Genomic DNA, 14293 nt, shown 5'->3' on the forward strand with positions numbered 1-14293 from the left:
GAATCATTGAATGGAGTAAGCAACATGGCAGACATCTTGAAACCGCTGATCGAACAGCGCGCCGATCCGCACATCTACCGCCACAGCGACGGCTATTATTACTTTACGGCCTCCGTGCCCCAGTACGACCGCATCGAACTGCGCCGCGCCGACAGCATCGCCGGGCTGGCCGACGCGCCCACCGTCGACGTCTGGCACAAGCCGGACACGGGCCCGTACAGCGAGCTGGTGTGGGCACCGGAGCTGCACTTCAACGACGGCGCCTGGTATGTGTATTTTGCCGCCGCGCCCAGCCGCGAAATCAAGCATCAGCTGTTCCAGCACCGCATGTATGCGATCCGCAACACGAACGCCAACCCCCTGGAAGGCGAGTGGGAATTCATGGGCCAGATCGACACGGGCATCGACACCTTCTGCCTCGACGCCACCACTTTTACGCACGACGGCGTGCTGTACTACCTGTGGGCGCAGAAGGATGTGGCCATCGAGGGCAATTCGAACCTGTATATCGCACCAATGGCCACGCCGTGGCAGCTGGCCGGTCCGCCCGTGATGCTGAGCAAGCCGGAGTTCGACTGGGAAATCCGCGGCTTCCGGGTCAACGAAGGGCCGTCCGTGCTGAAACGCCAGGGCAAGATCTTCATCAGCTATTCGGCCAGCGCCACCGATGAAAACTATGCGATGGGCCTGCTGTGGGCGGACGCATCCGCCGACCTGCTCGATCCGTCCTCGTGGACGAAGTCACCCGAGCCCGTGTTTGCCACCTGCTACGAGCACGGCATCTATGGCCCCGGCCACAACAGTTTTACCACGGCCGACGATGGGGACAATGTGTTGCTGGTGTACCATGCCCGCACCTACACGGAAATCGTCGGCGATCCGCTGTGGAACCCGGACCGCCATACCTTTGTGAAACCGCTGCGCTGGGATGCGCAGGGCATGCCCGTGTTTGGCCGTTCATCGACCCTGTAACTCCTGGAAGAGCGCCTATGACCTCTGCTGACCCTGTTTCCGCATCCGCCACCGTCACGGAGGCGCCGTTCGGCGTCCTGCCCGACGGCGCCCATGTCACCGTGTTTACCCTGACGAACAAGCAGGGCATGCAGGTCAGGGTGCTCGACTTTGGCGCCATCATCAGCGAAATCCACGTGCCGGACCGCGATGGCCGCTTTGCCGACGTGGTGCTCGGTTTCGAGCGCATCGAGCCGTATCTGCACAACAGCGCTTTCCTGGGCGCCGTCATCGGGCGCTACGGCAACCGCATCGCCGGGGGACGTTTCAGCCTCGACGGCAAGGATTACCAGCTGGCCGTCAACAACGCACCGAATCACTTGCATGGCGGAAACCAAGGCTACCACCAGGTGATGTGGCAGGCCGAACCGTTCACCAAGGAAGACGCCGTGGGCGTGACGTTCACGCGCAGCAGCCCGGACGGCGAAGATGGCTATCCGGGCCAGCTTGACGTGACGGTCGTGTATGAACTGGACAACGACAACGCGCTGAGCCTGCGCTATCACGCCGTGACGGACCAGGCCACGCCCGTCAACTTGACCAACCACAGCTATTTCAACCTGGCGGGGCAGGGCCATATCCTCGGCCACGAAGTGTCCATCAATGCGGAGCGCTACCTGCCCGTCGATGCCGGTTCGATTCCCACCGGGGAACTGGCGGACGTGGCCGGCACGCCGTTCGACTTGCGCCAGAGCACCGTCATCGGCAACAGCATCGACTTGCCGCACGAGCAGATCCGCATCGGGCGCGGCTACGACCACAACTTCGTGCTGAATCAACAACCCGGTCAGCTGCTGAATCTGGCCGCCACCGTGCGCGATCCGCAATCGGGCCGGGTGATGCAGGTGTACACGCAGGAGCCGGGCATCCAGTTTTATTCCGGCAATTTCCTCGACAGCAGCCAGTACGGCAAGCTGCGCGCCATCAGCTACCGCAGCGCGCTGTGCCTGGAAACCCAGCATTTCCCGGATGCGCCGAACCAGGCGCATTTCCCGAACACCATCTTGCGCCCTGGCGAGGAATACCGGACGGAAACGGTGTACCGCTTTTCCGCCGAGTAAGCGCCCCAGCCAAAACCGCCCACGCCCTGCCGCCACGTGCCCGCAGGGCGTTTTCATTGGTGCATGCCGATACCGTTTTCGATATCGGAACGCATTAAAAATTGATTGGAAAGGCATGGCAGGATTCTTTAGTATTCCAACATCGCTGCCCGGGCCGACGACCTTAGATCCGGCATGGCACAACCAGGAGAATGGCATGTCTGAGACAAAAAAGAAGGTAGCCCTGCGCTCGGCCGAGTGGTTCGGCTCGCAGGACAAGAACGGCTTCATGTACCGCAGCTGGATGAAAAACCAGGGCATACCTGACCACGAATTTCACGGCAAGCCCATCATCGGCATCTGCAATACCTGGTCCGAACTGACGCCCTGCAATGCGCATTTCCGCCAGCTGGCCGAACACGTCAAGCGCGGCATCCTGGAAGCGGGCGGTTTCCCCGTGGAATTTCCTGTCTTCTCGAACGGCGAATCGAATCTGCGCCCGACCGCCATGCTGACGCGCAACCTGGCCTCGATGGACGTGGAAGAATCGATCCGCGGCAACCCGATGGACGCCGTCGTGCTGCTGGTCGGCTGCGACAAGACCACGCCGGCCCTGCTGATGGGCGCGGCCAGCGTCGACATTCCCACCATCGTCGTCAGCGGCGGCCCCATGCTGAACGGCAAGCTCAATGGCAAGGACATCGGTTCCGGCACCGCCGTGTGGCAGCTGCACGAGCAGATGAAGGCGGGTTCGATCACCCTGCACCAGTTCATGTCGGCCGAATCGGGCATGTCGCGCTCGGCAGGCACCTGCAACACCATGGGCACGGCCTCGACCATGGCCAGCATGGCCGAAGCGCTGGGCACGTCCTTGCCGCACAACGCGGCCATCCCCGCCGTCGATTCGCGCCGCTACGTGCTGGCGCATATGTCGGGCATCCGTATCGTTGAAATGGTGCACGAAGACCTGCGCCTGTCGAAAGTGTTGACGCGCGAAGCGTTCCAGAACGCCATCAAGGTCAACGCCGCCATCGGCGGCTCGACCAATGCCGTGATCCACCTGAAAGCGATTGCCGGACGCATCGGCGTGCCTTTGGAACTGGAAGACTGGACCAAGACGGGCCGTGGCACGCCGACCATCGTCGACCTGCTGCCGTCGGGCCGTTTCCTGATGGAAGAGTTTTATTATGCGGGCGGCTTGCCGGCCGTGATACGCCGCCTGGGCGAAGGCGATTTGCTGCCGCACAAGAATGCGCTGACCGTCAACGGCAAGTCGATCTGGGACAACTGCGTCGACGCGCCGATCTACAACGATGAAGTGGTGCGCACCCTGGACAACCCGCTGCTGGCCGATGGCGGTATCTGCGTGCTGCGCGGCAACCTGGCGCCGCGTGGCGCCGTGCTGAAACCCTCGGCCGCCTCGCCGCATCTGATGCAGCACCGGGGCAAGGCCGTCGTGTTCGAAGACTTTGAACATTACAAGGCGCGCATCGTTGATCCGGATCTCGATGTCGATGCCAATTCCGTGCTGGTGATGAAGAACTGCGGCCCGAAAGGCTATCCGGGCATGGCCGAAGTGGGCAATATGGGCTTGCCGCCGAAACTGCTGGCGCAAGGCATCACCGACATGGTGCGCATTTCGGATGCGCGCATGAGCGGCACGGCCTACGGCACGGTCGTGCTGCACGTGGCGCCGGAAGCCATGGCGGGCGGCCCGCTGGGCATTGTGCGCGATGGCGACATGATCGCCCTCGATTGCCACGCCGGCAGCCTGAACATCGACATCAGCGACGCGGAAATCGCCGAGCGCCTGGCGGCCCGCGAACTGGGCAGCGCGCCCGGACCGAAGAGCGGCTACCAGCAGCTGTACATCGAACACGTGTTGCAGGCCGACGAAGGCTGCGATTTCGACTTCCTGGTCGGCAATCGCGGTTCCGCCGTGCCGCGCCACTCACATTAAGCGGAGAATCCCATGCTGTTGCTGCAATTTACGAATGAACATGGCGGGCGCCTCGTCGGCCTGCTGCAAGACGACGTCATCCGCGTCATCGAAGGCTACAACACGACCTATGCGCTGGCGCAAGACGCCATCCGCAAGCGTATCAATCTGGCGGAGCTGGTCAACGCCACCGTCGGCAATGCCACGCATCTGTATGCGGACGTGGCCGCCAGCGGCCGTTTGCTGCCGCCGCTCGACCATGCCGACGAAGCGCACTGCTATGTGACGGGCACGGGCCTGACCCATCTGGGCAGCGCCGGCGCGCGCGACGCCATGCACAAGAAGATCGGCGGCGACGCCGAGTCCCTGAGCGACTCCATGAAAATGTTCCGCCTGGGCGTGGAAGGCGGCAAGCCGGAAGCAGATACGGCCGGCGCCCAGCCCGAGTGGTTCTACAAGGGCGACGGCTCCATCGTGCGCGCCAGCGGCCAGCCGCTGCGCATGCCGGACTTTGCCCTCGATGGCGGCGAAGAGCCGGAAATCGCCGGCCTGTACGTGATCGGCGACGACGGCCAGCCGTATAGAGTCGGCTACGCCATCGGCAATGAATTCTCGGACCACGTGACGGAACGCCAGAACTATCTGTACCTGGCCCACTCGAAGCTGCGCATGTGCAGCGTCGGCCCGGCCCTGCTCGTGGGCGAGCTGCCCGCGCACATCGATGGCGCCTCGCGCGTGCTGGACGCGGCCGGCAATGTGCGCTGGGAAAAGGCCTTTGTCAGCGGCGAAGACAATATGTCGCACACGATCGCCAACCTGGAACACCACCACTTCAAGTATCCGCTGTTCAAGCGCCCTGGCGACGTGCACGTGCATTTTTTTGGCACGGCGACCCTGAGCTTTGCCGACGGCGTGAGCGTGGCGCCGGGCGAAACCTTTGAAATCGAAGCGCCGGCCTTTGGCCCCGCCCTGCGCAACCGCCTCGACGTCTTCCCAACCGCATTTGCGAAAGTGAGCACATTATGAGTTTCAATATCACCGGTGAGGCATTGATCGGCGGCGTCGCCGTCAAGGGCCATGGCGGCTCCTTCGAAGCGTGGGACCCGGCCGCGCGCGCGCACATCGCACCCGCCTTCCACATGGTTGACGTAGCGCAAATCGACGAGGCCTGCCGTCTGGCGCAAGCCGCGTTCGACCCGTTTCGCGCCACCAGCGATGCGCAGCGTGCTGACTTCCTCGACACCATCGCCGCGCAAATCGGCGAACTGGGCGACGACTTGATCGTGCGCGCCATGACGGAAAGCGGCTTGCCGCGCGCGCGCCTGGAAGGCGAACGCGGCCGCACCGTCGGTCAATTAAAACTGTTCGCCGGCTTGCTGCGCGAAGGATCGTGGACCGATGCGCGCATCGATTCGGCCTTGCCCGAGCGCGTGCCGCCGCGTCCTGACCTGCGCTTGCGCATGATCGGCCTGGGTCCCGTCGCCGTGTTTGCGGCCAGTAACTTCCCGCTGGCCTTCTCGGTGGCCGGCGGCGATACGGCCTCGGCCCTGGCGGCCGGCTGCCCCGTCGTGCTGAAAGCCCACTCGGCCCATTCGGGCACGTCCGAGCTGGTGGCGCGCGCCATCGTCAAGGCGATTGAACTCTGCAAGCTGCCGGCCGGCGTATTCGCCTTGCTGACAGGCACGGGCAATGGCATCGGCCAGGCGCTGGTCGCCCATCCGGCCATCCAGGCCGTCGGTTTCACGGGTTCACGTTCGGGCGGCATCGCCCTGATGAAGGTGGCGGCCGAGCGCCCGCAGCCGATCCCCGTGTATGCGGAAATGAGCAGCATCAACCCCGTGTTTGTGCTGCCGCAAGCGCTCGCTGCCCGTGGCGCGGCCATTGCCGGCGGTTTTGCCGCCTCGCTGACGATGGGCGTGGGCCAGTTCTGCACCAATCCCGGCCTCGTGTTGGGCCTGGAAGGTGCTGACTTCACGGCGTTTGCCGCCGCCGCCGCCGAAGCGCTGGCGCCGGCCCCGGCCGCCACCATGTTGACGGCTGGTATCGCCAGCAGCTATGCCAAGGGCGTTGCCGCGCTGGCGCAGCACGCCGACGTGACGCCGCTGGTGCGAAACGCGGGCGAAGAAGGCAAGGGCGCCGCCGCCCTGTTCGTCACCTCGGGCGAGGCGTTTTTGGCCAGGCACGATCTGCGCGATGAAGTCTTCGGCCCGGCCTCGCTGCTGGTGGCCTGCCGCGACATCGAGCAAATGCTGGCGATCACGGAAAGCCTGGAAGGCCAGCTGACGGCCACCCTGCAGATGGATGCGGGCGACCTGATTGATGCGCGCCGTTTGCTGCCTGTGCTGGAACGCCGCGTGGGCCGCATCCTGGCCAACGGTTTCCCGACCGGTGTGGAAGTGTCGACGGCGATGGTGCACGGCGGCCCGTTCCCTGCCACCTCGGACGGCCGCAGCACCTCGGTCGGTACGGCGGCCATCAACCGCTTCCTGCGCCCCGTGTCGTACCAGAACCTGCCGCAGGACTTGCTGCCGGAGTCGCTGCGCGATGATAATCCGCTCAGTATCTGGCGCCGCAAGGATGGCGTGCTGGGCAAGGACTAAAACCTGCCGCGCGGCGGGGCCGATGGCCTTGCCGCGCCAGTGTGGTTGTACGTTGTACCTAAAAAAATAAACAGGTGGAGACAAGATGAAGCAATTGGCGAAATATGGCAGCTTGCAGGGCAAGCGCGTGTTCATCACGGGCGGCGGCAGCGGCATCGGCGAATCTTTGGTGGCGGAGTTTGCCGCCCAGGGCGCGCTGGTGGCGTTTGTCGACATCGCCGTGGAAGCGAGCGAGGCCCTGTGCCGCCGCCTGGCCGAAGCGGGCATGACGGCGCCCCTGTTCCGCCATTGCGACATCACGGATATTGCCTCCCTGCAAGCCGTCATGGCCGAACTGGCCGATCAACTGGGCGACTTCGATATCCTCGTCAACAACGCCGCCAACGACCAGCGCCACCAGGCGCAGGACGTCACCCTGGACTACTGGAACGAGCGTATTGCGATCAATCAACGTCCCATGTTCTTCACGTGCCAGGCCGTCTTCGAAGGCATGAAGCGCAGGGGCGGCGGTTCCATCATCAACGTCAGCTCGATCTCGTGGCACATGAAGTCGGGCGGCTACCCCGTGTATGCCACCACCAAGGCGGCCGTCGTGGGCCTGACGCGGGGCCTGGCGCGCGATTACGGCGCCCACAATATCCGCGTCAATACCGTCACGCCCGGCTGGGTCATGACGCAGCGCCAGATCGACCTGTGGGTCGATGACGCGGCGGAAGCGGAAATCAAGAAAAGCCAGTGCCTGCCGAATAAACTGATGCCGCAGGACATCGCCGCCATGGTGCTGTTCCTCGCATCGGACGACGGCGCGATGTGCTCCAGTCAAGAATTCATCGTCGATGCCGGCTGGATATAAGCCTGAGCGCATCGTTTAATTCGCGCCGGCACTGACCGGCAACTCCTATCTTGAAACACCCCTCTTGCCACCCCAACCCCGCGGCAGGAGAGGCATCGCCATTCCAGATTGCCGGGAGTGATCCCGGCCCTTGCTTTTCACTACAAAAACAGGAGACAGCATGAAATTCATCCATACCAGCATCGTGGCCCTCAGCCTGGCCATGGCCGTCGGCAGCGCCTTTGCCGCGCCCGTCAACGTCACCATCGACGTGGCCAAACCCGGTCCCGTGATCAACAAGAACGTGTACGGCCAGTTCGCCGAACACCTGGGCACGGGCATCTATGAGGGCATGTGGGTGGGGCCGGAGTCCAGCATTCCGAACACCAAGGGCTGGCGCAATGACGTGCTGGGCGCCTTGAAACAGTTGCACGTGCCGCTGGTGCGCTGGCCGGGCGGCTGCTTTGCCGATGAATACCACTGGAAGGACGGCATCGGCGCGCGCGCCCAGCGGCCGACCAAGGTCAACACCAACTGGGGCGGCGTGGAAGAGTCGAACGCCGTCGGCACGCATGAATTCTTCGACCTGGCAGAGCTGCTGGGCGCACAGACCTATATCAATGGCAACCTCGGTTCCGGCACGCCGCAGGAAATGTCCGAATGGCTCGAATACATGACGTCGGACAGCAAGTCGACCCTGGCCGAGCTGCGCCGCAAGAATGGCCGTGCGCAGCCGTATAAAGTCGATTACTTCGGCATCGGCAATGAAGCCTGGGGTTGCGGCGGCAATATGCGCCCGCAGTACTATGCCGACCTGTACAAGCACTATCACACCTTCATGAAGACGCCGGAAAGCGCGCGACCGAAATTCATCGCCAGCGGCGGCAATGACGACGACACCAGCTGGTCCGGCACCCTGAGCCGCGAAATCAAGCCGAACATGATGGACGCCATCAGTTTCCACTACTACACGGTGCCGACCGGCGTATGGGAAAAGAAGGGCGCGGCCACGGGCTTTGGCGAAAACGAGTGGATTTCTACCCTGAGCCGCACCCTGCGCATCGATAGTTTGATCAAGAACAATCTCGCCGCCATCGACAAGAACGATCCGTCGAAAAAGACGGGCTTGTACGTCGATGAATGGGGCACCTGGTACGACGTCGAGCCTGGCACCAACACGGGTTTCTTGTTCCAGCAAAACAGCTTGCGCGACGCGCTCGTCGCCGCCCTGAACTTCAATATATTTCATCAACACGCGGACCGCGTGCGCATGACGAATATCGCGCAAATGGTCAACGTGCTGCAGGCCATGATCATCACGGACAAGGATAAATATTTCCTCACTCCTACGTATCACGCGTTTGAAATGTATGTGCCCTTCCAGGACGCCACTTCGCTGCCGGTCGCCATCGCCGGCAATGGCAAGTACAGCCTGGGCAAGGTCAGCATTCCGGAAGTGAGCGCCTCGGCCGCCCGCGCCAAGGATGGCAAGGTGTACTTGTCGCTGGTCAACACGAACCCGCACAAGGCCGTCGACGTCAACGTGGCGCTGGCCGGCAAGCCAGTGGCCAAGGTCACGGGCCGCGTGCTGACCGCAGGCAAGATGGATGCCGTCAACAGCTTTGCGCAACCGCAAGCCGTGCAGCCGGTGGCGTTCAATGCCAAGGCGCAAGGCGGCAAGCTGACCGTGTCGGTCCCTGCCAAGGCCGTCGTGGTCGTCGCCGTCGAATAAGCCGCCAGCTTCCTGCTGTCTACTCTGTGCCGGCGCGGGAGCTTTCCTGCGCCGGCCAGCCGCATCGTGCTGCACGTTGTAGAGAAAGTACTCCATGAACAGAAGAGAAGCTGTACTGGCGCTCGGTAGCGCCATGGCCCTGGCCGCCTGTGGCGGCGGTGCTTCGTCCGGGGGCGCGCCTGTCGTCTCCGTCACGCCGCCCGTCGTGCCTCCCGTGGTGGTGCCGCCTGTCGTCACGCCGCCCGTACAGGGCGCCATCACCTTTATGAATGCCTCCGTGCATGACCCGTCCGTCATCAAGGTGGCCGATACCTATTATGTCTTCGGCTCGCACCTGGCGGCCGCCAGGTCCACGGACCTGATGAACTGGACGAAGATCGCCGACGGCGTCAACGCCGGCAATCCCCTGTTCAACAATGTCGTCACGGCCTTGGCCGACACCTTTGCCTGGTCGCAAGTGACCGGGCTGTGGGCACCGGACGTGATCCAGCTCGACAATGGCAAGTTCGCCATGTACTACAACAGCTGCAAGGGCGATTCACCCCGTTCCGCCATGGGCCTGGCCCTGGCCGACAAGGTGGACGGCCCGTATGTGAACCAGCAGATTTTCCTCAAGTCCGGCATGTGGGGCCAGGTCAGCGAAGATGGCGTGACCATCTACGATGCGCTGACGCAGCCGAACGTGGTCGACCCGAACACCTTCCGCGACGCCACGGGCAAGCTGTGGATGATCTACGGCTCGTATTCGGGCGGCATCTTTATCCTGGCCATGGACCCGGCCACGGGCTTGCCCGTTGCCGGACAGGGCTATGGCAAGCACGTGATCGGCGGCAACCACAGCCGCATCGAGGGCGCCTACGTGCTGTACAGCCCGCAATCGCAGTATTACTACCTGTTCACCTCGTTTGGCGGCCTCGATGCGAACGGCGCCTACAATATGCGCGTGGCCCGCTCGCGCGCGCCGGACGGCCCCTACGTGGACGCCCGGGGCAACGATATGCGCCAGGTCAAGTCGAATCCCGCCTTGCCGCTGTTCGACGACGCGTCCATCGCGCCATACGGCCAGAAGCTGATGGGCAACCATCAATTCGCGCTGGCGGCCGGCGAGACGGGCACGCCGCCGGGATATGTGTCGCCAGGACACAATTCAGCGGTGTACGATGCCGCCACGCAGCAGTACTTCCTCCTCTTCCACACGCGTTTTCCGAACACGGGAGAAGTGCACGAGCTGCGCGTGCACGAGCTGTTCATGAATGCCGATGGCTGGCTGGTGGCGGCGCCGTTCCGTTACGTACCGTTGAGCAAAAGCGTCACGCCGCTGGCGGCGCAGGTGGCGGTAGCGGAGGTGGCGGGCAGCTATCAACTGATCAACCACGGCAAGGATATGTCCACGGCGCTCAAGCTGTCGCAAAGCGTCACATTGCTGGCCGACGGCACGATTGCGGGGGCGCAAACGGGGTCGTGGCAGCACCAGGGCAACAATCTGCTCGCCATCACCCTGGCGTCGGGCGGGCTGTTCAATGGCGTGCTGTCGCGCCAGTGGCATGCGAATGCGCAAGCCTTCGTCGTCACGTTCACGGCGCAGTCCATCGACGGCGTGTCGCTGTGGGGCGCCCGCACGGGCAATTAAAAGTTAAAGGGAAACCATGATGCAAACGCTCAAGCGCGGCCTGGCCGCCGTTACCGCCACCTTGCTGGCGCTGTCCTGCCATGCCGCGCAAGTGAGCGTGCACGACCCCGTGATGGCCAGGGACGGCGACACGTATTATTTGTACAGCACGGGTCCCGGCATCACCTTCTACAGTTCCAAAAACATGGTCGACTGGCAACCGGAAGGGCGCGTGTTTGCCGGCCAGCCCACCTGGGCCAAGACGGCCGCACCCTCGTTTGACGACCATATCTGGGCGCCCGACGTGCAGTTTCACGATGGCAAGTACTACCTGTACTACTCGGTCTCTGGCTTCGGCAAGAACACCTCGGGCATCGGCGTGACCGTCAACAAGACGCTCAACCCCCGCTCGCCCGATTACCGCTGGGTCGACCAGGGCATGCTGCTGCAATCGGTGCCCGAGCGCGACGAGTGGAATGCCATCGATTCGAACATCGTCACCGATGCCAAGGGCACGCCGTGGATGGCCTTCGGTTCGTTCTGGAACGGCATCAAACTGGTGAAACTCAACGCCGACTGGAAAACCATTGCGGAACCGCAAGAGTGGCACTCCTTGGCGCGCCGCGCGCCGCTGCCGCCACGCGCGGGCGAATTCAAGCCCGCGCCCGAGGAAATCGAGGCGCCGTTCATCTTCCAGCGCGGTAACGATTACTTCCTCTTCGTCTCCTGGGGTCTGTGCTGCCAGAAGGAAAAAAGCACCTACCACCTGGCCGTGGGGCGCGCCAAGAGCGTGACGGGGCCATATCTGGACAAGGATGGCCGCGACATGGCGCAGGGCGGCGGCACGGTGGTCTTGAAAGGCGACAAGGACTGGCGGGGCCTGGGCCACAACAGCGCCTATACCTTTGACGGCAAGGATTACCTGGTGCTGCACGCCTATGAAACGGCGGATAACTATTTGCAGAAGCTCAAGATCATGCCCATGACGTGGGACAAGGACGGCTGGCCGCAGGTGGACCCGCGCGACTTGAATCGCTACCAGAGCCGCGAATTGCCGGCCGCCAAGCCCTAGGGGGCGCGCCATGAAAAAAACCGTATGGATGCTGGCGCTGGCCGCCGGCGGGCTGCTTGCGCCTGCGGTGCAGGCGGCCCAGCTGTTTCCCCTTGCGTCCGTGCGCCTGGGAGCGGGGCCGTTCCTCGACGCCCAGACGACGGACTTGCAGTATCTGCTGGCCTTCGACCCGGATAAGCTGCTGGCGCCGTTCCGCCGCGAGGCGGGCTTGCCGCAGATCCAGCCCAGCTATGACAACTGGGAAGCGACGGGGCTCGACGGCCACATGGGCGGGCATTACCTGTCCGCGCTGGCCCTGATGGTGGCGTCCACGGGCGACGCGCAGGCGCGCGAACGTCTCGATTACATGCTGGCGCAGCTGAAGCAATGCCAGGACGCGAATGGCAACGGCTACCTCGGAGGGATTCCCGACGGCAATGCGGCCTGGCAAGCCATCGCCAAGGGAGACATGCAAGCCGACACCTTCTCCGTCAACGGTAAATGGGTGCCGTGGTACAACCTGCACAAGGTATTCGCCGGCTTGCGCGACGCCTACCAGTACGCCGGCAATGTCGAGGCGAAAGCCATGCTGATCGAGCTGTCGGACTGGGCCGTGAAACTCTCGGCCTCGCTCACCGACGCGCAGATGCAAGCCATGCTGCGCGCCGAGCACGGCGGCATGAACGAGGTGCTGGCCGACGTCTACGCACTGACGGGCGAGCAAAAGTATCTGGACCTGGCCATGCGCTTTTCGCACCAGGCGGTCTTGCAGCCCCTGGCGGCGCAACAGGACAAGCTGACGGGCCTGCATGCGAATACGCAAATCCCGAAAGTGATCGGCTTCGAGCGCATCGGCGCCTTGACGGGCCGGCGCGACTGGCAGCAGGCCGCGCAATTCTTTTGGCAAACCGTGCACGACAAGCGCACGGTGGCCATCGGCGGCAACAGCGTCAAGGAGCATTTCCACGATGAACACGATTTCTCTTCGATGGTGGAAGAGGTGGAAGGGCCGGAAACCTGCAATACCTACAATATGCTCAAGCTCACGCAGCAGCTGTTCCGCCGCGACGAGCAGGTGAAGTATGCGGATTACTACGAGCGCGCCCTGTACAACCATATCTTGTCGTCGCAGCGCCCCGGCACGGGCGGCTTTGTCTACTTTACGCCCATGCGGCCGAACCACTACCGCGTGTATTCGCAGGTGGACAAGGGCATGTGGTGCTGCGTGGGGTCCGGCATCGAAAGCCAGGCCAAGTATGGCGAGTTCATCTACGCGCATGCGGGCGATGCATTGTACGTGAACCTGTTCATGGCCTCCACCCTGGATTGGGCGGAGCAGGGCGTCACGATTACCCAGAGCACGCAGTTCCCTGACCGCGACACGACGCGCATCACGCTGGGCCAATTCACGGGCAATAAAACCTTCAGCCTGAAAATCCGCTATCCGCAGTGGGTGGCCAGGGGCAAGCTGCGCATCAAACTCAACGGCAAGGCCATGCGGGTGGCCGGCGCGCCGGGCGACTATGTGACGATCACGCGCGCGTGGAAGGGCGGCGACAAGGTCGACGTGGTGCTGCCGATGAGCATGCGCCTGGAACAGATGCCGGACCAGTCGAACTATTATGCCGTGCTGCACGGCCCCATCGTGCTGGCCGCCAGGACGCAGCCGTTCGCCAATGAACAGCTGAACTATTTTGCCGACGACTCGCGCATGGGCCATATCGCCCAGGGGCAAGTGTGTCCGCTGGAATCGTCACCGCTGTTCGTCAGCGACACAAAAGAATTCATGCACAAGATCAAACCCGTGAAGGGCCAGCCGCTGACGTTTACGGCGCCCGGCTTGATCCAGGGCAAGGATGCGGCGACGATCAAACTGATCCCGTTCTTCCGCCTGCATGACTCTCGCTACATGCTGTACTGGCCCGTGTCCACGCCGGCCAGGCTGGCGCAGCTGCAGGATGCCACGCGCCAGGCGCAAGCCGAGCGCCTGGCGCTCGATGCGCAGACCATCGACCAGGTGGCGCCCGGTCAGCAGCAGCCGGAATCTGACCATTTTTTCAAGGCCGAAGGGGGAGAAAACGGCGTCAACAAGGGCCGGCACTGGCGCCATGCGACGGGCTGGTTCAGTTATGACTTGAATGACCCGCAAGGCGAAGCGAGGACCTTGCGCCTGACCCTGTCCACCCTCGATGCGGGCAGGACCTTCGACGTGCTGCTCAATGGCGTCAAGCTGCAGGCGGTGGCCGTGGCGGCCGATGCGCCGCAGGAGCTGCATACGGTCGATATCGCCGTGCCTGCGGACCTGGTCGCGGCCGCCAAGGGAAAATTGACTGTGAAATTTGTCGCCGGCAAGGACTCCGTGGCCGGTGGCTTGTACGGGCTGCGCCTGCTGCGCTGAGGGGGAGGGGAGGATGGCCTCGCTCTACCGATACGCAAATCGGTATCGCAAGCGAAAAAGAATTGATTGGATGGCTATGTG

The 14293-nt window shown here is 63.3% G+C and carries 10 protein-coding genes; all 10 read left to right on the plus strand.

What is annotated here, in order from left to right; translation table 11 throughout:
- Window positions 1-24 precede the first annotated feature (24 nt).
- The 10 genes from AC3RCJ_RS02415 (at window position 25) to AC3RCJ_RS02460 (ending at window position 14212) form a co-directional block, all read left to right on the plus strand.
- A complete protein-coding gene (locus AC3RCJ_RS02415) occupies window positions 25-972 on the plus strand; it encodes a glycoside hydrolase family 43 protein (RefSeq protein ID WP_492957798.1) in 948 nt (315 codons plus the stop codon).
- A 17-nt stretch (window positions 973-989) separates the two neighbouring features.
- On the plus strand, window positions 990-2072 hold the full coding sequence (locus AC3RCJ_RS02420) for an aldose epimerase family protein (protein ID WP_492957800.1): 1083 nt from the start codon (window positions 990-992) through the stop codon (window positions 2070-2072).
- Between the two features lie 196 nt (window positions 2073-2268).
- Complete coding sequence (locus AC3RCJ_RS02425) at window positions 2269-4011, plus strand: IlvD/Edd family dehydratase (protein ID WP_492957802.1); 1743 nt, start codon at window positions 2269-2271, stop codon at window positions 4009-4011.
- A gap of 12 nt (window positions 4012-4023) precedes the next feature.
- Window positions 4024-5016: an AraD1 family protein gene (gene araD1 / locus AC3RCJ_RS02430; protein ID WP_492957804.1), complete on the plus strand. Its 993-nt coding sequence runs from the start codon at window positions 4024-4026 to the stop codon at window positions 5014-5016.
- Window positions 5013-6590 carry an aldehyde dehydrogenase (NADP(+)) gene (locus tag AC3RCJ_RS02435; protein WP_492957806.1) on the plus strand — a complete coding sequence of 526 codons (1578 nt, stop codon included), beginning with the start codon at window positions 5013-5015 and terminating at the stop codon, window positions 6588-6590. The genes araD1 and AC3RCJ_RS02435 overlap by 4 nt, the downstream gene beginning before the upstream one ends.
- Before the next feature lie 85 nt (window positions 6591-6675).
- A complete protein-coding gene (locus AC3RCJ_RS02440) occupies window positions 6676-7443 on the plus strand; it encodes an SDR family NAD(P)-dependent oxidoreductase (RefSeq protein WP_492957808.1) in 768 nt (255 codons plus the stop codon).
- A gap of 160 nt (window positions 7444-7603) precedes the next feature.
- Window positions 7604-9154, plus strand: coding sequence for an alpha-N-arabinofuranosidase (locus tag AC3RCJ_RS02445; RefSeq protein WP_492957810.1), 1551 nt, complete (start codon window positions 7604-7606; stop codon window positions 9152-9154).
- A 94-nt stretch (window positions 9155-9248) separates the two neighbouring features.
- A complete protein-coding gene (locus AC3RCJ_RS02450) occupies window positions 9249-10784 on the plus strand; it encodes a glycoside hydrolase family 43 protein (protein ID WP_492957812.1) in 1536 nt (511 codons plus the stop codon).
- A 16-nt stretch (window positions 10785-10800) separates the two neighbouring features.
- A complete protein-coding gene (locus AC3RCJ_RS02455) occupies window positions 10801-11835 on the plus strand; it encodes an arabinan endo-1,5-alpha-L-arabinosidase (protein ID WP_492957814.1) in 1035 nt (344 codons plus the stop codon).
- Between the two features lie 10 nt (window positions 11836-11845).
- The gene (locus AC3RCJ_RS02460) at window positions 11846-14212 is read left to right on the plus strand and encodes a beta-L-arabinofuranosidase domain-containing protein (RefSeq protein ID WP_492957816.1); all 2367 of its coding nucleotides are present in this window, start codon (window positions 11846-11848) and stop codon (window positions 14210-14212) included.
- Window positions 14213-14293: the final 81 nt, after the last annotated feature.

Source organism: Janthinobacterium sp. GW822-FHT07H11 (assembly GCF_058798615.1).